Here is an 18,902-nt window from a genome sequence, read left to right on the forward strand (position 1 = left end):
GGTCTACAAAGGTCTGGCGGCATGGGTGTCCCTCTTCGAGCGTCCGGATTACTGGCCGTGGCCCTGCTGGTCTGCGGGTGCGGGGCCACCGGTGAGCCCGTTCGGCGGGCCGATCCTTCGCCGCCCGCTCCCAGCGCCTCTTCGTCGACCGGGTATGTGACCGAGGGGATGGTCGGGTTCTACTCGGCGGAGCCGTTCAAGGTCGACATCAAGGGTGTGGAGCGGACGCCCAAGCTCACCGTGCTGCGCATGGAGATCATGACCACCGCCGCCCGGAACACCAAGGGTGACTTCGGGTATGGGAGTGTGCCCAGCGACTTCGCGCGGTTCCGGCTGTTCGATCCGGTGGGCAGGAAGGTGTACTTCACGCTGCGGGCCAAGAGCGGCGACGAGGCGTTCGGGACCCGGCACACGATGAAGGGCAGCGGGTTTCCCGAGGACTTCGTGCCCGGGGTGCGGTATCCGGTTGAGGTGTACTTTCCGTTGTTGCCCGCCGAGGTCAAGGCCGTTTCCGTTGTCCCTGACCTGCCTTTGGGGCCGATGACCGGGATTCCCGTCGCCGATGTCGCGCGGGAGCCCGTCGCCAAGCAGCGTGGCGCCTCTGGTGAGGTGTTTCAGTGGCCGGTGGTGCTGCCCGAGGGTGACGTCTGGTCCGCTGTCTCCGACGTCAACGAGCTCATCGAGACGCCCAAGAAGACCACGCTGCAGGAGGGGGCCAAGGAGACCATCGGGCTGCGCACCGACGTGCTGTTCGCCTTCGACGAGGCCACGCTCAGCGCATAGGCCGCGGCCGTGCTGGACGAGGTCGCCGAGGAGACCCGCAGGCGCGCCGACCCGGCCAAGCCGCCGGTCGCGATCGTCGGCCACACCGACACCAAGGGCGAGGACGCCTACAACCTGACGTTGTCGGTCAGGCGGGCCGAGGCGGTCAAGGAGTATCTGGCCGCCAAGCTCGGCGCCGACTACCGTTACGTGACCGAGGGCAAGGGCGAGAGCACGCCGATCGCCAAGAACGACAAGCCCGGCGGCGGCGACAACCCCGAGGGCCGGGCGCGCAACCGGCGGGTGGAGATCTCCTACACGATCAGGCAGCAGGGCCCGGACGTGACCACCACCACCGGGCCGTCCGCCGACGAGGTGCGCGGCTCGACCCGGCCGAACGCGCAGTTCCGGCCGGACCCGGGTGCGCCGGTGGCCGACTTCACCTGGACGTTCACCAACAAGGACGATCAGCTCAAGGTCGAGGTGCTGCCGCTCTACCGCGACGGGGCCTACCTGGTGGCGTCCTTCGACGTGTCGGCGGTGAAGACCAACGTGGTGTTCGTGCCGGCTCCCGCGCCGTTCGCCGGGTGGGAGCACGAGTTCTCGGCGGCGGCCGACTTCGGCGCGTTCACGCTGGAGGACCCGGCCACCAAGGCGCGCTACCATCCGCTGAAGATGGCCACCGAGTTCGTCGAGAACCACGTTCCGGCGCTGCAGACCGGGGAGAAGAGCCGCGCCTACGTGTATTACCCGGCTCCGCCGGACGACCGCACGTCACTCACGCTCCGGGTGGCCAACGGCCCGTCCTCCAGCGTTCCCGTCGCGCCGTGATCCTCACGCCAGCCGACCAGCGTGAGGGTGTCGTCCACGGCCGTGAACACCGCCCTCGCCCGTGATCCGCCCTCGGGTTCGCCCGTCCCTTCCCACGAGCCGTGCACCACGGCGTCCGGCACCTCGTCCAGGCGGATCGTGACCACGATCTCGCCCTGGCCGAAGGGCCGGTGGCTGACCACCCAGCTCTCCACCGTCCCGACCGGACGGATCGCCACCCAGCGACGGCCCTCGCCCCTGCACCGGACGCAGAAGGCCCTGGAGGGGAAGCGCCGCAGCCCGCAGCCTTCGCACTCCTGGACGGCGAACTCCCCCAAGGCCACCCGCTCCCACCACTCCCGCGAGTCCCGGTCGGGCGTGGGCCTGGTTGGTGCGGGCATTCAGGGGCTCCTCAGGATCAGGGCGGAGGTGGCGGGGAGGATGTAACCGGGCTGGGAGGTCGACAGCGCCACCCGGGCCCCGGGCACCTGCCGGTCTCCGGCGTCGCCGCGCAGCTGGGAGACGGCCTCGGCGATGTGGTTGATCCCGTGGACGTAGCCCTCCGACAGGAAGCCGCCGTGCGTGTTCACCGGCGGGCCCTCGCCGGAGGCCGCGAAGGGGCCGCCCTCGCCCTTGGCGCAGAAGCCGTAGTCCTCCAGCTGGACCAGCACCGAATAGGTGAAGCAGTCGTAGAGCTGGGCGACGTCGACGTCGGCCGGGGTGAGGCCGGCCATGCCGTACAGGCGGGGGGCGAGGGTCGCGGCGGCACTGACGGTGGGGTCGGCGCCGGACAGGAACGACTGGCCGCCGCCCCAGGCGGCGGCCGAGATCAGCACGGGGGTACGGTGCAGCGACCGCGCCCGCTCCGCGGTGGTGATGACCAGCGCGCACGCCCCGTCGGTCTCCAGGCAGCAGTCCAGCAGCCGGAACGGCTCGGCGATCCAGCGGCTGGCCAGGTAGTCGTCGAGGGTGATGGGCGTGCGCATGAGGGCGCGCGGGTTCTTGGCGGCGTGCGCGCGCTGGCGGACGGCGATCCGCCCGAGGTGTTCCTCGGTAGTGCCGTACTTCAGCATGTGGGCGCGGGCGGCGAGGGCGAAGTGCTGGACGGGGGCGGTCAGGCCGTAGGGGGCCTGGTACTGGACCTCCGGACTGGGGTTGGCCGCCTGCCCCATGCGGAACTCGGAGCGGGCGTTGATGGCCCGGTAGAAGACGACGGTGTCGGCCAGGCCGGCGGCCACGGCGAGCGCGGCCTGTCCCGCGACGGCGTGCGAGACGCTGCCGCCGCCGAACTGGTCCAGGTACCAGGACGGGTCGTCGATGCCCAGGGCCGGGCCGACGAGCGAGGGCGCGACCGAGTCGCCGACGCGGTGGGTGGCCAGGCCGTCGACGTCGGAGGGGTCCAGGCCGGCGTCCGCCAGCGCGGCCATGATCGCGCGGCAGGCCAGGGTGAGGGTGCTGACCTGGGAGTCCTTGGTGAAGGGGGTGTAGCCGACGCCGACGACGGCGGTGCGGTCAGGGAAGTTGAGCAAGCGCTTGGCCACACTAGCGAAGCTAGGCTCGTCGCGCGCCGCGTGTCAACGGGATCAGAAAAGCCTCTGCCCATCCAAGCAAGCGCTTGGTAAGCTAGTCGCAGCATCCACGACGAGGAGGCCACGGATGAGCACACACGCAGCCCGGCTGATCAGGCCGGACGGGTGCGACGCCCACTCGTCGTACAAGCGCGGGATTCACAACGGAGCCGCCATGCCGAACGGCCACAACGGGCAGCACGACAGCCGGCGATTCCGGAACGTGCTCGGCAGGTTCGCCACCGGCGTCGTGGCCATCACGGCGCTCGACCCCGAGAGCGGCGAGCCGTGCGGCCTGGCCGCCAATTCCTTCACCTCCGTCTCCCTCGACCCGCCGCTGGTCGCCTTCTGCGTGGCGCACACCAGTACGAGCTGGCCGAAGGTCCGCGGCGGCAAGGTGATCACGGTGAACGTCCTGGCCGAGCACCAGCAGCCGGTCTGCGCCCAGCTGGCCAACCGGGGCGGCGACAAGTTCGCCGGGCTGGAGTGGACCGGCTCCCCCTCCGGCAACCCGGTCATCGAGGGCGCCCTGGCCTGGATCGACTGCGTGGTCGAGGCCGAGCACCTCGCCGGAGACCACATGATCGTGGTGGCCAGGGTGTTACAGCTGGACACGCACGCCGACGGCGGGCCCCTGGTCTTCTTCCGCGGGGGATACGGGAGGTTCAGTGAGCCTTCGTGAGGAGGCTCGGGCCTGGCTGGAGCAGCAGCTGTCCACGACGTTCGCGCACGTGCGCGGCCTCGGCGGGCCCGGTCGCGAGCACGAGGGCCACGAGGAGCGCCACGCGTGGGAGCGGCACCTGGGCAAGGCGGGCTGGACCTGCCTGAGCTGGCCCAAGGAGTACGGCGGCCGCGCGGCCCCGCTCGCCGACCAGATCGCCTTCTACGAGGAGTACGCCAGAGCCGGCGCCCCCGCCCGCGTGGGCCACATCGGCGAGGGCCTGGTCGGGCCGACGATCCTGGAGTTCGGCACCGAGGAGCAGAAGACCCGTTTCCTGCCGGGGATCCAGTCGGGCGAGGAGCTGTGGTGCCAGGGGTACTCGGAGCCGGAGGCGGGCTCGGACCTGGCCAACGTCCAGACGAAAGCGGAAATGTCGGGTGATGAGTGGGTCGTCACCGGGCAGAAGGTGTGGACCTCCCTGGCGCACGTGGCCGACTGGTGCTTCGTGCTGTGCCGTACGGAGCGGGCGGAGAAGAAGCATTACGGGCTGTCCTACCTGCTCGTGCCCATGGACCAGCCGGGCGTCGAGGTCCGGCCGATCGTCCAGCTCACCGGCACCTCCGAGTTCAACGAGGTCTTCTTCGACGGCGCCCGCACCCACCGCGACCACGTCCTCGGCGCGCCCGGCGACGGCTGGCGGGTGGCGATGGCGACACTCGGCTACGAACGCGGCGCCTCCACGCTCGGACAGCAGATCGGCTTCCGCCGCGAGCTCGACCGGGTCATCGAGGCCGCGAAGCGCGGCGGCACGGCCGCCGACCCGGTGATCCGCGACCGGCTCGTGCAGTCCTGGCTGGAGCTGGAGGTGATGCGGCTCAACGCGCTGCGCGACCCCCAGCTGCCGATCACCAAGCTCTACTGGTCGGAGTGGCACCGGCGGCTGGGCGAACTGGCCCAGGAGGTCCAGGGCCGGGCCGGGCTGGTCGCCGAGGGCGGCGAGCTGAACGACCTCCAGCGCCTCTACCTGTTCAGCCGCGCCGACACGATCTATGCCGGATCCAGCGAAATCCAGCGCAACCTCATCGCCGAGCGCACTCTGGGACTACCACGATGACGACTCCCCCTCCCTACCCCAGCGCGCACGGCCTGCTCGACGGCAAGGTCACGCTCGTGACCGCCGCGGCCGGGGCCGGGATCGGCTATGCCACCGCGCGCCGCTGCGCCGAGGAGGGCGCCACGATCGTCATCTCCGACCGGCACGAGCGCCGTCTGTCGGAGGCGGCCGAGGCGCTGACCGGGCTGACCGGGGTGAAGCCGCTGGCCGTACCGTGTGACGTGACCTCGCAGGCGCAGGTGATGGCGCTGTTCGACGCGGTGGTCGAGGCGCACGGGCGCCTCGACGTGGTGGTCAACAACGCCGGACTCGGAGGTACGGCGAGCCTGGCCGAGATGACCGACGAGGAGTGGCACTCGGTGATCGACGTGACGCTCAACGGCACCATGCGCTGCACCCGGGCCGCGCTCCAGCACATGATCCCGCAGGGCCGCGGCGTGATCGTCAACAACGCCTCCGTGATCGGCTGGCGGGCCCAGGCCGGCCAGGCGCACTACGCGGCGGCCAAGGCCGGGGTCATGGCGTTGACCAGGTGCGCGGCCATCGAAGCCGCCACGCACGGCGTCCGGATCAACGCGGTCGCGCCGTCGCTGGCCATGCATCCGTTCCTGGCCAAGGTCACCAGCGACGAGCTGCTCGCCGAGCTCACGGCCAAGGAGGCCTTCGGCCGCTCGGCCCAGCCGTGGGAGGTGGCCAACGTGATCGTCTTCCTGGCCAGCGACTACTCCACGTACATGACCGGCGAGGTCGTCTCGGTCTCCAGCCAGCACCCCTGACATATATCCTGCCTCTCAGGATATAGTGGGGGCATGAATATCACGGAGCCCATGTTCCTGGCGCTGACCGCGCTGGTGGACGAGCCCCGGCACGGCTACGGCATCGTGCAGGAGGTCTCGGGCCTGTCCGGCGGCCGGGTCCAGCTGAAGATCGGCACGCTCTACGGCGTGCTCGACCGGCTGGCCGCCGAGGAGCTGGTCGAGCTGGACCGTGAGGAGGTCCTGCGGGGACGGCTGCGCCGCTACTACCGCCTGACCGACAAGGGCGCCGAGGCCCTCCGGCAGGAGGCCGACCGGGTCACCAGGACCGCCGCGCTGGCCACCTCCAGGCTGCGCGCCAGGAACACCGCACTCGGGGGGACGGCGTGAGCCTGCTGGAGTTCCACTACCGGAACGTGCTGCGGATGCTGCCGGCCTCCTACCGCGCCGAGCGCGAGGAGGAGATGGTCGCGGCCTACCTGGAGTACGCGGGAGACGTCCCCGACGAGGCCAACCCCAAGCCGCGGTGGGACGAGGTCCTCAGCGTCATGGGGCTGGCGCTCAGGGTCCGCCTGGCGGGGGCGTCCGGGCCGCCGGTCTACTTCGCCTGGGGCGAGACCGTGCGCATGATCGCGCTGTTCGGGCTGGCCCTGCAGGCGATGGTGTCGGCTCCCTCGCTGCCGCTCCTGCCGGCGATGAGCGAGAACGAGCAGTTCTTCGGCGCGGCCGGGTCGGCCGACCGGCTGTTCAGCATCGGCGAGGTCCTGCTCCACAACCTGTGGCTGGTCGCGTTCGTCGCCCTGGCTCGGGGAGCCGTGCGCACGGCCAAGACGACGGCCGTGCTGGTCTTCGGCTGGGCGTTCCTGGTGCCCGTCGTGAGCGACTGGCGCGCGACGGAGACGTGGAGCGCCGACTACGTCCTGCTGGCGGCGGTGCCGGTCCTGGCCCTGCTGCTCGGCTATCACCGCGACGCGCCGGCACCGCGCCGGTCCTGGTGGGTGGCTCTGCTGCCGCCCGCGGTCGCGGCGGCGGCCCTGTATGCGGCCAACCGCTACATGACGGGCCGCGTGACGGCCGGCGACACGACGACGCTGGAGACCTTCTCCGCCTGGACCGACGTGCCCGGCATCATCGTGATCGCCCTCGTGGCGGCGTCCGTGGCCGCGCTGGCGCTGGGGGCGGGCGGGCCGGCGCTGCTGGCGCTGGCCTTCTACGCGATCGTGACGTTGCTGGCCAGAGTGCCCGACCTCTACCACTACCACGGCGGGGTCGAGGAGATCTGGCAGGTGGCGGCGCTGCAGTGCTGGGTGCTGGGCGGGCTGACGCTCACGCTGGCGGTGGTGGGAGTGTGGAGGCTGCCGATTCTTAGGAGACTCCAAGAAAGATCGGTCTAGGCGACCGGGCCGCGCGGACTTACCTTCCCATGTATGGGCACCACGGGCCGCGCGGCCCACATCCTCGACGTCCTGATCACCGAATTCGGCGATTCCATCAAGCGCGACCCGCACGCCTTTTCCCGAAAATTCAGGAAAATGGCGGCTTCGCCGTTCGCGTTCTACCGGGGCAGCGCCAGCGTGTTCTACGCGGACATGACCGACGAGTACACCGACGACGCCTACCTCGACGAGCTCACCAGCCGGGTCTGGATCCACGGCGACCTGCACGCCGAGAACTTCGGCACCTACATGAACGCCTCCGGCGCGCTCGTCTTCAACGTCAACGACTTCGACGAGGCCTACGTCGGCCCGTACACCTGGGACCTGAAGCGCTTCGCCGCCAGCGTGGCGCTCATCGGGTACGGCAAGGCGCTCTCGGACGAGGCGATCTCCACGCTGGTGACCGAGTTCGGCACGGCGTACCTGGCGGAGCTGGGCGGCATCGCGCACGGCGGGGACGACGCGATCGGCTCCCTCACGCTCGACACCACCAGCGGCGTGCTGCACCGCGTTCTCCAGACGGCCCGGCTGAGCACCCGCGTGGCGATGCTCGACGTGGAGACGGTGATCGACGACTACGACCGGCGCTTCGCCCTGATGGAGGGCCGCACGGAGGTCTCGCCGCAGGACCGGGAGCGGGTGATCGCGGCCTTCCAGGACTACCTGCACACGCTGCCCGGCGGCGCGAACCCGGTCGAGCACCACATCAAGGACGTCGCGCTGCGCAAGGGCGTGGGCATCGGCTCGGCCGGGCTGCCCTCCTACAACCTGCTGCTCGAAGGCCGTTCGCAGGCGCTGGAGAACGACGTCATCCTGTACATGAAGCAGGCCCAGGTGCCCGCGGTGGCCAGGCACATCACCGACGAGCGGGTCGCCTCCTACTTCCTGCACCAGGGCCACCGCACCGCCGAGTCGCAGCGCGCGCTGCAGGCGTACGCCGACCCCTGGCTCGGCTACACCAGCCTCGACGGCGTCGGCCAGCTCGTCGCCGAGGTCTCGCCCTACTCCGCCGACCTCGACTGGGACGACGTGAACGAGCCGGAGGAACTGCGCTCGATCATGCGCGACCTGGGCCGGGCGGTGGCGCGCATGCATTCGGTGGCCGACGACGAGAGCAGCCACGACCTGGTCGACTTTTCGACGGAAGAGTCGATTGTGGCCGTAGTCGACAACGATTCTTCAGGATTTGTTGCGATGTTGGTGAATTTTGCACACCAATACGGGGCACAAGCCCGCAAGGACCATCAAACGTTTGTCGACCTCTTCAGGAACGGCCGTATCCCCGGACTATGATCCGCTTCTCCCTTCCCGATCCTGCCCACCGGCTGGCCGGTGTCCGCCTGTGGCAGGAGCTCGGGCTGCCCTCGGTCGACTTCATGTACGGCGCCGCCGGCTGGACCCTGGCCATCCCCCGCCCGCCCGTGCACCGGATGGAGTACCTCCTGGAGCTGCGCCACCGCGCCGGCGGCGTGGAGACCATCCTCGACCCGAGCAACCCCTTACGCGTGCGCGGCGTCTTCGGGCCCAAAAGCGTGCTGGAGTTCCCCGAGTACTCCCCGCCCGGCTGGCTCGCCTTCCCCGCCTCCTCCGGCGGCACCAGCGTGTGGGCGCCGGAGGGCGTCGGCGGCGACTTACCCCTGCTCGTGGTCCACGACGGGCCCGAGTACGACGACCTGGCCGGTCTCACCCGCTATCTGTCCGCCGGGGTCGCCGGCGGCTGGCTGCCGCCGCTGCGCGCGATCCTGCTGCATCCCGGCGACCGCAACGCCGACTACTCGGCCAACCCGGACTACGCCGACTTCCTGGCGGCGCAGCCGTACCGGAGCGCGACCGTGCGCATCGGGATGGGCACCAGCCTCGGCGCGCTCGCCATGCTGCACGCCCAGTGGCGCCATCCCGACCTGTTCGACGCGCTGTTCCTGCAGTCGGGCAGCTTCTTCCAGCCGCGCTTCGACGCCCACGAGCGCCGCTTCCCCTACTACGAGCGGGTCACCCGCTTCGTCGAAGAGGTCCACAAAGGTACGGCGGTGCGGGCCGTACCCACGGCGATGACCTGCGGCGGCATCGAGGAGAACATCCACAACAACCGCGCGATGGCCGCCTCCCTGCGCACCCAGGGCTACGCGGTGACCCTGCGGGAAGTGCCCGACGTGCACAACTACACCGCCTGGCGGGACGCCTTCCATCCCCACCTGACGCGACTGCTGCAGGACGTGTGCTCATGAGACGCGAGCTGATCGACGGCGTCCTCGCCTATGGTCACTGGGGCCGGCCGATGCTCGTCTTCCCCTCCGAGCAGGGACAGCCCTCGGACTTCGAGAGCAACGGCATGCTCGGCGCGATCTCCGACCTGGTCGAGGCCGGCCGGGTCAAGGTGTACTGCGTGCCGAACAACGACCGCGAGTCCTGGTCGAACCGGTCGATCCCGCTGGAGGAGCGCGCCCGGCGGCACGCCGGCTACGAGCAGTGGATCGTGGACAAGGTCGTCAACGCCATCGACGAGGACTGCGCGGGCGCCGACGACATCATCACGTTCGGCTGCAGCCTCGGCGCCTACCACGCCGCGAACTTCGCGTTGAAACGGGCGGACCTGTTCCCACTGGCGATCGGGCTGTCGGGCAACTACGACCCCTCCGCGTGGCACGGCTGGGGCGAGCGCGGCGAGGCCGCGTACTTCAACAACCCGCTCGACTACGTGCCGCACCTGCACGGCGACCACCTCGACTGGCTGCGCGGGCGGCTCAGCGTGCTGCTGGTGTGCGGGCAGGGCCAGTGGGAGGACACCACCGGCTCGCTGGAGAGCACCAAGCGGCTGGCCGCGGCGCTGACCGGCGTCGGCATCCGGCACGAGCTCGACCTCTGGGGCTTCGACGTGCCGCACGACTGGCCGTCCTGGCGGGCGCAGCTCGCCCACCATCTGGGGAGGTTCGTGTGAAGCACCTGGTCGGACTGTTGCTGGGAACCGAGGAGGACTGGCCCGTCGCGTTCGAGGAGATCATGCGCAGGGCCATGCCCGCCTACGAGGTGGAGCGGGTCACCATCGAGCCGTTCGACCTGCGCGACGAGCCGCGCTACGACGTCGTCATCGACCGGCTCGCCTACTGGTACTACCACCCGCGCGAGTGGCTCAAGAAGATCGCCATGATGGACGACGTCTACCTGCTCAACAGCCCGTTCACGTTCCAGTCGATGGAGAAGCACACCGCCTACTGCGCGATGATGCGCCTCGGGCTGAAGGTGCCCGACACGGTGCTGGTGCCGTACAAGAACCCGCTCGACAACGCGCGGTACGCCTACACCTCGGCGCGCTACAACAAGGCCTTCGACCTCGACGCGATCGCCGAGCGGATCGGCTACCCGCTGGTCATGAAGCCCTACGACGGCGGGGCCTGGCGCGGGGTCTCGCTCGTGCGCGACGCCGACGAACTGCACCGCGCCTACGACGAGAGCGGCGAGATGCTCATGCATCTGCAGAAGGCCGTCGACGGGTACGACGCCTTCGCCCGCTCACTGTCCATCGGCGCCGAGACCATGGTCATGAACTTCCACCCGGAACTGCCGATGCACTCGCGCTACTCGGTGGACCACTCCTTCCTCTCGCCCGAGGTCGGCGAGGAGGTGGTGACCATCGGGCGGCTGGTGAACGCGTTCTTCCGCTGGGAGTTCAACTCCTGCGAGACCCTGATCAAGGGCACCGACGTGCACCCCATCGACTACGCCAACGCCTGCCCCGACGTGGCGCTGACCAGCCTGCACTACTACTTCCCCTGGGCGATGAAGGCGCTGGTGAAGTGGACGGTGTTCTGCGCCGAGACCGGCCGAAAGCCGCGCATCGACCTGGGCACCCGCGAGTACTTCGCCGTCGAGGGCACCTACGCCGAACGGCTGGCGGCCTACCGCACGCTGGCCGACGACTACTTCGAGACCGAGCGCTACCACGAGTTCTGCGCCGAGCGGCTGGCCCACCTGGACGAGGCGGTGCTCGACTGGGTGGCCGGGCCGTCGTTCGACCGGCTGCTGATGAACGCGGTGACCGCCACCTACCCGGCGCACGAGCACGACCGGTTCATCGCGCACTTCCGCGGGTTGCTGGCGTTGTGGGTGAAGGACAACTCGTGATCTGGTGACCGACCGGTCGGTATGGCATGCTTCCGGAACATGACTCTGTTCTCGGTGGAAGGCAAGAAGGTCGTCGTCACCGGCGGCTCCCGCGGCATCGGCCGGATGATCGCGGCCGGATTCGTGGCGGCCGGGGCGGAGGTGTACATCTCCGCCCGCAAGGCGCACGAGGTGGCCAAGACCGCCGCCGAGCTGGGCTGCACCGGAGTGCCCGCCGACCTGTCCACGCCCGAGGGGGTGGCCGAGCTCGTCTCCGCCGTGGACGGGCCGCTCGACGTGCTGGTCAACAACGCCGGCGCCACGTGGGGCGCGCCGCTGGAGGAGTTCCCGCCCGAGGCCTTCGACAAGCTCTGGAACATCAACGTCAAGGGCGTCTTCTACGTGACGCAGAAGTTCCTGCCCCAGTTGCGCGCCGCCGCCAGCGCCGACGTGCCCGCCCGGGTGATCACGATCGGGTCCATCGACGGCATCCGCGTGCCCGGCCTGGAGAACTACGCGTACTCGGCGGCCAAGGCCGGGGTCCACATGCTCACCCGGCACCTGGCCCGTCAGCTCGCACCCGCCCACATCACCGTGAACGCGATCGCGCCGGGGCCGTTCGAGTCCAAGATGATGGCCTTCGCCCTGGACGACCCGGCCACCCGCACGCTGATCGCCTCCCAGGTGCCGATGGGGCGCATCGGGCATCCTGACGACATGGCGGGGGCCGCCATCTTCCTGGCCTCACGCGCGGGCGCGTACCTGACCGGGACGGTCATCCCGGTGGACGGCGGCATCTCCTGCTAGCCACGCGCCGCCACTGACCACGCGCCGCTTCCGACCACGCGCCTTCTGACCGCGCGCCGCTCATGTCGGCGCGCGTGTAACCTCGGCGCGCGTGAACGTCTACGTGGGGAACGCCGGCCGGGACGCGGCGCTGGACAAGGGCTGGCTGCTCGGGCACTTCAAGGAGGCCGGGCTCCGGCACAGCGAGGATGTGGAGATCAAGTGGGGCGTCCACGCGGCCGGGGACAAGCGGTCCGCCTGGGTGCGCGGGGAGGTGCGCACGGCGTTGCTGGTGCTGATCAGCGGGCGCTTCCGGGTCGAGCTGCCCGGCCGGGACGTCCTGCTGGAGCAGCAGGGTGACTACGTGGTGTGGGGCCGCGGCGTGGACCACTCGTGGGTGGCCGAGGAGGACTCGGTGGTCCTGACCGTCCGCTGGCCCTCAGTGCCGGGGTACGCGGGCTGACGCCCGGCACCACGGCGTCAGAGCAGCACGCCCGGTACCGGTGTGCGGCGTCGCCTGAGCAGCACACCCGGCACCGCGGTGTCAGAGGAGTTCGCCCAGGGCGGCGGCGAGGTTCTTGGCGGCCTGGGGGGCGTGGCTCAGGTAGAGGTAGGGCTCGGTGAGCTCCAGCTCGATGATCGCCGGTCGGCCGTCCGGGAGCCGGACCAGGTCGACGCGGGCGTACAGAAGGGCCTGGGGGATGGCGGCAAGCACCTTCTCGGCCAGTTCGACCTGGTCCGGGGCAGGATCGCGCAGCTGCGCACGGGCGTTGTCGGCGCTGGTCATGCCCTGGGCGAGCATGGGCGAGCGCCGGACGGCGTGGCTGAGGCGGCGGTTGAAGTACAGCAGCGAGGTCTCGCCCTCGCTCTCGACCATGTCGAGGTAGGGCTGGACCATCGGTGTACGGCCCGCGGCCTCCAGAGCTGCGGCGTGGGCCTGGGCGGTGGCGGCTTCGGTGGTCCTGATGGTGTCGCGGGCGCCCGCGGAGACGGCGGGCTTGACGACGAACTCCTCCCAGTCGGGCAGGTCGTGCGAGGACCAGTGGGTGGGCACGATGGGGACGCCGAGATCGCGGAGATAGGTCTTGTCGGTGTTGCGCTCCAGGACGTCGGCCGGGTTGAGCAGCCGGGTCACCGCCTCGGCCCGACGCGCCCAGGCCAGGAAGTCGGCCCGGCGGTCGGTGTAGTCCCACACCGAGCGCACTACCGCCGCGTCGAATGTGCTCCAGTCGACGTCGGGGTCGTCCCACCTGACCGCGCGGCCCTCGATGCCGTGTTCCCGCCAGGCGGCGAGGGCCGGGTCACGCTCGTCGTCGAGATCATCAGGGTCCGCAAACGTTACATAAGCACACGTATTCATCCAGGAATGCTAATACGGCGCGAGCCGGGCCTTGTGCGGGCCCGGCTCGCACGCTCACGTCGGGGCTAGTCGTCGATGGCGACGCCCGTGTGGCTGCCGTTCGCGCTGGTCACGGCGTTGCCCACGATGTTGTTGACGTTCGTGGCACCGTGGCCGCCGATGTTGCTGGCGACGACGTTGTTCACGTTGTTCCCCGACTGCTGGGATTCGGAGTTCCAGCTCGAGTTGTGGTTCGAGGAGTCCGCGTGTGCGGGGACTGCGAGAAGCGTGGTGCCCGCGGCAGCGGCGACGACGAGGCCCGTCATACAGATCTTCTTGAACATGCCTGTGTCCTTCCGAGGAGGATTACTGGGACTGTGGCTCCGCCGGCTCGCCTGTGGCCGGACGGATGGGGAAGGTTCGTCGGTGATCGTCTAGTAGAAGACGTAGATGACCGTGATGCTGCCGTTCGTAGTGGTCACGGCGTTGCCGCCGAGGTTGTTGACGTTGGTCGAGCGGCCGCCGCCCGCGTTGACGGCAGCGATCTCGTTGAAGTTGTTTCCGGACTGCGAGGATTCGCTGTTGCTGCTCCCGTTGCCGTTCCAGCTGTCCGCGTGTGCAGGGGCCGCCAGCAAGGTGACGCCCGCCACCGCAGCCACGACGGCGCCGGTGGCACACAACTTCTTGATCACTTCTGCTCCTTCATCGTCTTGTGACTAGCCGCACGCAGGGCCCAGGCATGCGACCGCCCCTTTGACTCACCTTGACCCGGAGGGGTCAAAGCCACTGTGATCGTATAACCGAGAGTGGTGTTTGGGTAGCTGTTAGTAATCAGAAGATTATTCTGGGGCTCCTGCTGACAGAGGGTGTCAGCGGAGCGGCCCTAACGTGCCCGGCATGATCTACGAGCTGCGCCGCTACACACTGCGGCCCGGGACCCGCGACACGCTCATCGAGCTGTTCGAGCGCGAGTTCGTCGACACGCAGGAGGAGGCCGGGATCGAGGTGCTCGCCCAGTTCCGCGACCCTCGGGCGCCCGACACCTTCACCTGGATCCGCGCCTTCCCCGACATGGAGGCCAGGTTCCGCTCCCTCACGGACTTCTACACCGGGGCCGCGTGGAAGGCACACGCGGAGGCCGCGCGGGCCACGATGGTCGACACCGACGACGTGCTGCTGCTGCGACCCGTGCTGGTGCCGCCCTTCGGCGAGGTGCCCAGAGCGGGAGCGACCGGGGTTACCGAGGGCTCCGGTGGGGCTTCGCCGTACCAGGTGACGGTGTTTCCCGTCGCGGAGGGGTCGGCCGCGCGCTTCGCCGAGCTCGCGGCGGGAGCTGCGGCCTGTTTCGAGACCGAGCATGCCGTGAACACCTACGCTCCGCTGCCGGTCAGGGAGGGGGAGAACGTGTTCGTCCGGTTCACCAGGGGCGAGGACGCGCCCGCCGAGGCCGCCCTGGACGACCACCTCACCGGGCCGCCGCAGCACTTCCTCCTGCACCCCACGGAACGCAGCCGGGTGCGCTGACGGCGCCGGAAAAGGGCAGGAAACGCCTCGGGCGGGGTCGATAGGTTGGGCTGATGGACGGGATCGTGGTGGTGGTCAGCGGGCCGCCGGGGGCGGGGAAGAGCACGGTGGGGCGGCTGCTGGCCGACGATCGGGAGCTCAGCGTGCATCTGCACACCGATGACTTCTGGGCGTCCATCAGGAAGGGCGGCATCGCGCCGTACCTGCCCGGGGCGCGGCAGCAGAACGCGACCGTGATGAGCGTGCTGGCCGACTGCGCGTTCGGCTATGCGGCGGGCGGCTATTACGTGGTCGTGGACGGCGTGGTGGGGCCCTGGTTCGTGGAGGCGTTCACGCGGCGGGCCCAGGGGACGCCGCTGCACTACGTGGTGCTGCGGCCCTCCCGGGAGGCGACGCTCACCCGGGCGACGGGCCGGGGCGCGGACGCGCTGACCGACCCGGAGCCGGTGCTCAGCATGTACGCGCAGTTCATGGACCTGGGTGAGCTGGAGCCGCACGCCTTCGACTCCTCCGCGCTCACCCCGGCAGAGACCGCCGACGCCCTCGGCAAGGCTCTGGCGGACGGCGACTACCTGCTCACGTGATCAGCGCCTCAGCCCCTCGTCCGCCTCGATGACCGTGACACCCACCGGCCATTTTCTCCCGGCTCAGGTGCCGTAGACCGGTTCCGGGGGTGGGGCTTGGGACAGGAGGGTGGCTACGGCGGGGCCGAGGTCGGCGGGGTTCCAGCGGGCGGTGGTCGTGACGCTGGGGCCGTGGTGCCAGCCGGTGGCCAGCGAGACCGTGCCGCCCTCGACCTCGAAGACCCGGCCGGTCACGGCGGACGACTCCGCTGAGCCGAGCCAGACGACCAAGGGGGCGATGTTGGCCGGGTCCATGGGGTCGAAGCCGGTCTCCGCTCTCGCCATGGTCGTGGCGAAGACCTCCTCGGTCATGCGGGTGCGGGCGGCGGGGGCGATGGCGTTGACGGTGACGCCGTAGCGGGCGAGTTCGGCGGCGGCCACCTGGGTGAGGGCGGCTATGCCGGCTTTGGCCGCGGCGTAGTTGGACTGGCCGACGCTGCCCAGGAGCCCTGCGCCGGAGGAGGTGTTGATGACGCGGGCGTCGACCGGGTCGCCGGACTTGTGGCGTTCGCGCCAGTGGGCGGCGGCGTGGCGTAAGGGCAGGAAGTGGCCTTTCAGGTGGACGCGCAGGACGTCGTCCCATTCCTGCTCGGTCATGGAGACCAGCATGCGGTCGCGCAGGATGCCGGCGTTGTTCACGAGCACGTCGAGGCGGCCGTAGGCGCTGACGGCGGACTTGACGAGGCGGGCGGCGCCGTCCCAGGTCGCGATGTCGTCGGCGTTGGGCACGGCCTGGCCGCCCTCGTCGCGGATCTGGGCGACGACCTCGTGCGCGGGGCCCGCGGAACGGCCGGCGCCGTCGCGTTCGGCGCCCAGGTCGTTGACGACGACGCGGGCGCCCTGGCGGGCGTACTCCAGCGCGTGTTCCCGGCCGATGCCGCGACCGGCGCCGGTCACCACCACCACGCGATCCTCACAAATGCCCACACGCCCTCCAATGATCCTTTTATCGCGCTATTTCAGCAGAAGTTAGCCAGCTCCAGGCGGGGGTCTCGCCACCTCCGTGTACCTGGATCTGCGCGCCGGTCACGTAACCCGGCGCGGCCAGCCACAGGCAGGCCGCCGCCACGTCCTCGGGAAGCGCCATCCTCCCGGCCGGGATGGTGGCGCTGACCTGGTCGAACGCGCCGCCGTAATGATCAGCGGCGTTCTCCGTGGCGGCCAGGCCGACGACGACGGTGTTGACCCGGACCTCGGGCGCCCATTCGGCGGCCAGGCACGCGGCCAGGTGGTGCAGGCCCGCCTTGGCCGCTCCATAGGCCGAGGTGCCCGGGGACGGGCGGACTCCGCTGGAGCTGCCGATCATGATCACCGAGCCGCCGGCGTCCTTCAGCAGCGGGTGGGCCCGCTGGCTCATCAGCAGCGGGGCGACCAGGTTGAGCTCGATCACCCGGGCGTGGAGCCTGGGCGAGGAGCCGGCCACCAGGGCGTGAGGCGAGCCGCCCGCGTTGTTGACCAGCACGTCCAGCCGGGAGAAGCCGCCCATCAGCCGCTCGACGTCCTCGGGGTCGCGCACGTCCGCCCGCACGAACCGCACCGGGCCACCGGACGGGTCGGGCGGAGGCGTGCGGGCGCAGACGGTCACGGTGGCGCCGGCGGCGGCGAAGGTGCGGGCGATGCCGGCGCCGATGCCCTGGGTGCCGCCGGTGATCAGTACCTGGCGGCCGGCGTAGTCGTAAGTGGCGGTCACGGATGCTACCGTACCAAGCAAGCGTTAGGTGCGACTATGGGAGCGCTATGGGGATCACGGTGCGCGGCGGGCCGGTCGCCGAGGTGGTGGTGGCGGTGCCGCCGGTCAACGCGCTGGCCGTGCGTGACTGGCACGACCTCGCCGACGCGCTGACCGAGACGGGCGCCGACCCGGCGACCCGGGCGGTCGTGCTCAGGGCCGAGGGCCGCGGCTTCAACGCCGGCGTGGACATCAAGGAGATGCAGCGGACCGACGGCCACGCGGCCCTCGTGGGCGCCAACCGGGGGTGCTTCGCCGCCTTCGCCGCCGTCTACGACTGCCAGGTGCCGGTGATCGCGGCCGTGCACGGGTTCTGCCTGGGCGGCGGCGTCGGCCTGGCGGGCAACGCCGACATCGTGGTGGCCAGCGACGACGCGTACTTCGGACTGCCGGAGGTGGATCGCGGCGCGCTCGGCGCGGCCACCCATCTGGCCAGGCTGGTGCCGCAGCATCTGATGCGCGCCATGGTCTACACCTGCAGGAACGTCACCGCCCAGGAGCTCCACGCCTTCGGCTCCGTCCTGGAGGTCACCACTCCGGACAAGCTCCGCGAAACCGCGCTGGAGGTCGCCGGCCGTATCGCCGAGAAGGACCCCCACGTCATCCGCCGTGCCAAGGAGTCGCTCAACGGCATCGACCCCGTGGACGTCAAGCGCAGCTACCGCTTCGAGCAGGGCTTCACCTTCGAGCTGAACCTGCTCGGCGCCGGCGACGAGCACAGGGAGAGGTTCCTGAAGTGACCAAGATCATGACGGTCGAGCGGGTCGTCGCCGAGCTGGAGAGCGGGATGACGATCGGCGTCGGCGGCTGGGGCTCGCGCCGCAAGCCCATGGCGCTCATCGGCGGCATCCTGCGCTCACCCCTCCAAGACCTCACGATCATCTCGTACGGCGGCGCCGACGTCGGCCTCCTGTGCGCTGCAGGCAAGGTACGCAGGGTCGTCGCCCCGTTCGTCACCCTCGACTCGATCCCGCTTGAGCCCCACTTCCGCCGGGCCAGGCAGGAAGGGACGGTCGCGTTCACCGAGTACGACGAGGGCATGTTCATGTTCGGCCTGCTGGCGGCGGCGCACCGGCTGCCGTTCCTGCCGACGCGGGCGGGTCTCGGGTCGGACGTGATGCGGGTGAACCCGGAGCTGCGGACGGTCCGCTCGCCGTACACGGAGGAGGAGCTTGTGGCGGTGCCCGCGCTGGAGATGGACGCGGCGCTGATCCACCTCAACCGGGCCGACGCGCGCGGCAACGCGCAGTATCTGGGCCCGGACCCCTACTTCGACGACCTCTACGCGAAGGCCGCGAAGAAGACCTACGTCTCGTGCGAGCGCGTCGTGGACACCGCGGACCTGCTCAAGGCGGGCCCGGTGCAGTCGTTGCTGGTCAGCCGGTCGATGGTCGCTGGGGTGGTGGAGGCGCCCGGCGGGGCGTGGTTCACCAGCTGTGAGCCCGACTACGACCGGGACGAGGAGCGTCAGCGGCGCTACAACAAGGCGGATTGGCGGGAGTTCCTCGATGAGCAGTGAGCGAACCCGACGCAGTGAGCGGAGTGGAGGCCCGACGGAGGAGGGACTCCGCGCAGCGAATGAGGAGCGGTGAGCGAACCAATGAGCAGTGAGCGAACCCGACGCAGTGAGCGGAGTGGAGGCCCGACGGAGGAGGGACTCCGCGCAGCGAATGAGGAGCGGTGAGCGAACCAATGAG

At 70.2% G+C, this 18,902-nt stretch carries 24 protein-coding genes; 17 read left to right on the forward strand and 7 right to left on the reverse strand.

The annotated features are described in order from the left end of the window. The first annotated feature begins 21 nt into the window (after positions 1 to 21). Positions 22 to 783, forward strand: coding sequence for a hypothetical protein (locus tag HNR40_RS29615; protein ID WP_184967040.1), 762 nt, complete (start codon positions 22 to 24; stop codon positions 781 to 783). A gap of 9 nt (positions 784 to 792) precedes the next feature. Next, positions 793 to 1,593, forward strand: coding sequence for an OmpA family protein (locus tag HNR40_RS29620; RefSeq protein WP_184967042.1), 801 nt, complete (start codon positions 793 to 795; stop codon positions 1,591 to 1,593). Here the strand turns inward: HNR40_RS29620 and HNR40_RS29625 are convergent. Together HNR40_RS29625 and HNR40_RS29630 are read right to left on the reverse strand one after the other, a co-directional pair. Then, positions 1,509 to 1,973: a Zn-ribbon domain-containing OB-fold protein gene (locus HNR40_RS29625; RefSeq protein ID WP_184967043.1), complete on the reverse strand. Its 465-nt coding sequence runs from the start codon at positions 1,971 to 1,973 to the stop codon at positions 1,509 to 1,511. The genes HNR40_RS29620 and HNR40_RS29625 overlap by 85 nt on opposite strands. Next, the gene (locus tag HNR40_RS29630) at positions 1,974 to 3,113 is read right to left on the reverse strand and encodes a thiolase C-terminal domain-containing protein (protein WP_312896556.1); all 1,140 of its coding nucleotides are present in this window, start codon (positions 3,111 to 3,113) and stop codon (positions 1,974 to 1,976) included. Between the two features lie 115 nt (positions 3,114 to 3,228). Between HNR40_RS29630 and HNR40_RS29635 the strand changes: the two genes are divergently transcribed. The 11 genes from HNR40_RS29635 to HNR40_RS29685 all read left to right on the forward strand — a co-directional run bounded on the left by HNR40_RS29635 (position 3,229) and on the right by HNR40_RS29685 (position 12,453). Further along, positions 3,229 to 3,822: a flavin reductase family protein gene (locus HNR40_RS29635; protein WP_184967045.1), complete on the forward strand. Its 594-nt coding sequence runs from the start codon at positions 3,229 to 3,231 to the stop codon at positions 3,820 to 3,822. Beyond that, positions 3,809 to 4,915, forward strand: coding sequence for an acyl-CoA dehydrogenase family protein (locus HNR40_RS29640; RefSeq protein WP_184967047.1), 1,107 nt, complete (start codon positions 3,809 to 3,811; stop codon positions 4,913 to 4,915). Before HNR40_RS29635 ends, HNR40_RS29640 begins: the two co-directional genes overlap by 14 nt. Further along, positions 4,912 to 5,691, forward strand: coding sequence for an SDR family oxidoreductase (locus tag HNR40_RS29645; protein ID WP_184967049.1), 780 nt, complete (start codon positions 4,912 to 4,914; stop codon positions 5,689 to 5,691). Before HNR40_RS29640 ends, HNR40_RS29645 begins: the two co-directional genes overlap by 4 nt. Positions 5,692 to 5,724: 33 nt before the next feature. Further along, a complete protein-coding gene (locus HNR40_RS29650) occupies positions 5,725 to 6,060 on the forward strand; it encodes a PadR family transcriptional regulator (protein ID WP_221340955.1) in 336 nt (111 codons plus the stop codon). Then, positions 6,057 to 7,064 carry a hypothetical protein gene (locus tag HNR40_RS29655; RefSeq protein ID WP_184967051.1) on the forward strand — a complete coding sequence of 336 codons (1,008 nt, stop codon included), beginning with the start codon at positions 6,057 to 6,059 and terminating at the stop codon, positions 7,062 to 7,064. Before HNR40_RS29650 ends, HNR40_RS29655 begins: the two co-directional genes overlap by 4 nt. A gap of 33 nt (positions 7,065 to 7,097) precedes the next feature. Next, the gene (locus tag HNR40_RS29660; protein ID WP_184967053.1) at positions 7,098 to 8,399 is read left to right on the forward strand and encodes a DUF2252 domain-containing protein; all 1,302 of its coding nucleotides are present in this window, start codon (positions 7,098 to 7,100) and stop codon (positions 8,397 to 8,399) included. Continuing rightward, positions 8,396 to 9,331 (forward strand): alpha/beta hydrolase, encoded by a 936-nt coding sequence (locus HNR40_RS29665; protein WP_184967055.1) that lies wholly within the window; start codon positions 8,396 to 8,398, stop codon positions 9,329 to 9,331. The genes HNR40_RS29660 and HNR40_RS29665 overlap by 4 nt, the downstream gene beginning before the upstream one ends. Beyond that, complete coding sequence (locus HNR40_RS29670) at positions 9,328 to 10,041, forward strand: esterase family protein (protein WP_184967057.1); 714 nt, start codon at positions 9,328 to 9,330, stop codon at positions 10,039 to 10,041. Before HNR40_RS29665 ends, HNR40_RS29670 begins: the two co-directional genes overlap by 4 nt. Then, positions 10,038 to 11,225 carry an ATP-grasp domain-containing protein gene (locus HNR40_RS29675; RefSeq protein ID WP_221340956.1) on the forward strand — a complete coding sequence of 396 codons (1,188 nt, stop codon included), beginning with the start codon at positions 10,038 to 10,040 and terminating at the stop codon, positions 11,223 to 11,225. Before HNR40_RS29670 ends, HNR40_RS29675 begins: the two co-directional genes overlap by 4 nt. A gap of 39 nt (positions 11,226 to 11,264) precedes the next feature. Then, positions 11,265 to 12,011: an SDR family oxidoreductase gene (locus HNR40_RS29680; RefSeq protein ID WP_184967059.1), complete on the forward strand. Its 747-nt coding sequence runs from the start codon at positions 11,265 to 11,267 to the stop codon at positions 12,009 to 12,011. Positions 12,012 to 12,102: 91 nt separating this feature from the next. Beyond that, complete coding sequence (locus HNR40_RS29685; RefSeq protein WP_184967061.1) at positions 12,103 to 12,453, forward strand: cupin domain-containing protein; 351 nt, start codon at positions 12,103 to 12,105, stop codon at positions 12,451 to 12,453. 81 nt (positions 12,454 to 12,534) lie between these two features. On the opposite strand, the gene HNR40_RS29690 is transcribed toward HNR40_RS29685, so the two are convergent. The 3 genes from HNR40_RS29690 to HNR40_RS29700 all read right to left on the reverse strand — a co-directional run bounded on the left by HNR40_RS29690 (position 12,535) and on the right by HNR40_RS29700 (position 14,021). Next, entirely contained in the window at positions 12,535 to 13,350 is an 816-nt protein-coding gene (locus HNR40_RS29690; protein ID WP_184967063.1) for an ATP-grasp domain-containing protein, read from the reverse strand. Positions 13,351 to 13,415: 65 nt separating this feature from the next. Beyond that, positions 13,416 to 13,673, reverse strand: a complete 258-nt coding sequence (locus tag HNR40_RS29695; protein WP_184967065.1) for a hypothetical protein — start codon at positions 13,671 to 13,673, stop codon at positions 13,416 to 13,418. Between the two features lie 90 nt (positions 13,674 to 13,763). Further along, entirely contained in the window at positions 13,764 to 14,021 is a 258-nt protein-coding gene (locus HNR40_RS29700; RefSeq protein WP_184967067.1) for a hypothetical protein, read from the reverse strand. Between the two features lie 205 nt (positions 14,022 to 14,226). On the opposite strand from HNR40_RS29700, the gene HNR40_RS29705 reads away from it, so the two are divergent. Continuing rightward, positions 14,227 to 14,853, forward strand: coding sequence for an NIPSNAP family protein (locus HNR40_RS29705; protein WP_184967069.1), 627 nt, complete (start codon positions 14,227 to 14,229; stop codon positions 14,851 to 14,853). A gap of 53 nt (positions 14,854 to 14,906) precedes the next feature. Continuing rightward, on the forward strand, positions 14,907 to 15,437 hold the full coding sequence (locus HNR40_RS29710) for an AAA family ATPase (RefSeq protein WP_184967071.1): 531 nt from the start codon (positions 14,907 to 14,909) through the stop codon (positions 15,435 to 15,437). A 63-nt stretch (positions 15,438 to 15,500) separates the two neighbouring features. Here HNR40_RS29710 and HNR40_RS29715 read toward each other — a convergent pair whose 3' ends face one another. Further along, positions 15,501 to 16,403: an SDR family oxidoreductase gene (locus HNR40_RS29715; RefSeq protein WP_184967073.1), complete on the reverse strand. Its 903-nt coding sequence runs from the start codon at positions 16,401 to 16,403 to the stop codon at positions 15,501 to 15,503. Positions 16,404 to 16,422: 19 nt separating this feature from the next. Beyond that, positions 16,423 to 17,166, reverse strand: a complete 744-nt coding sequence (locus HNR40_RS29720; protein ID WP_184967075.1) for an SDR family oxidoreductase — start codon at positions 17,164 to 17,166, stop codon at positions 16,423 to 16,425. A gap of 47 nt (positions 17,167 to 17,213) precedes the next feature. On the opposite strand from HNR40_RS29720, the gene HNR40_RS29725 reads away from it, so the two are divergent. Next, positions 17,214 to 17,945, forward strand: a complete 732-nt coding sequence (locus HNR40_RS29725; RefSeq protein WP_184967077.1) for an enoyl-CoA hydratase family protein — start codon at positions 17,214 to 17,216, stop codon at positions 17,943 to 17,945. 8 nt (positions 17,946 to 17,953) lie between these two features. Then, positions 17,954 to 18,724, forward strand: a complete 771-nt coding sequence (locus HNR40_RS29730; RefSeq protein ID WP_184967358.1) for a CoA transferase subunit A — start codon at positions 17,954 to 17,956, stop codon at positions 18,722 to 18,724. Positions 18,725 to 18,902: the final 178 nt, after the last annotated feature.

The sequence above is a fragment of the Nonomuraea endophytica genome (assembly GCF_014203235.1).
GTDB classification, from domain to species: domain Bacteria; phylum Actinomycetota; class Actinomycetes; order Streptosporangiales; family Streptosporangiaceae; genus Nonomuraea; species Nonomuraea endophytica.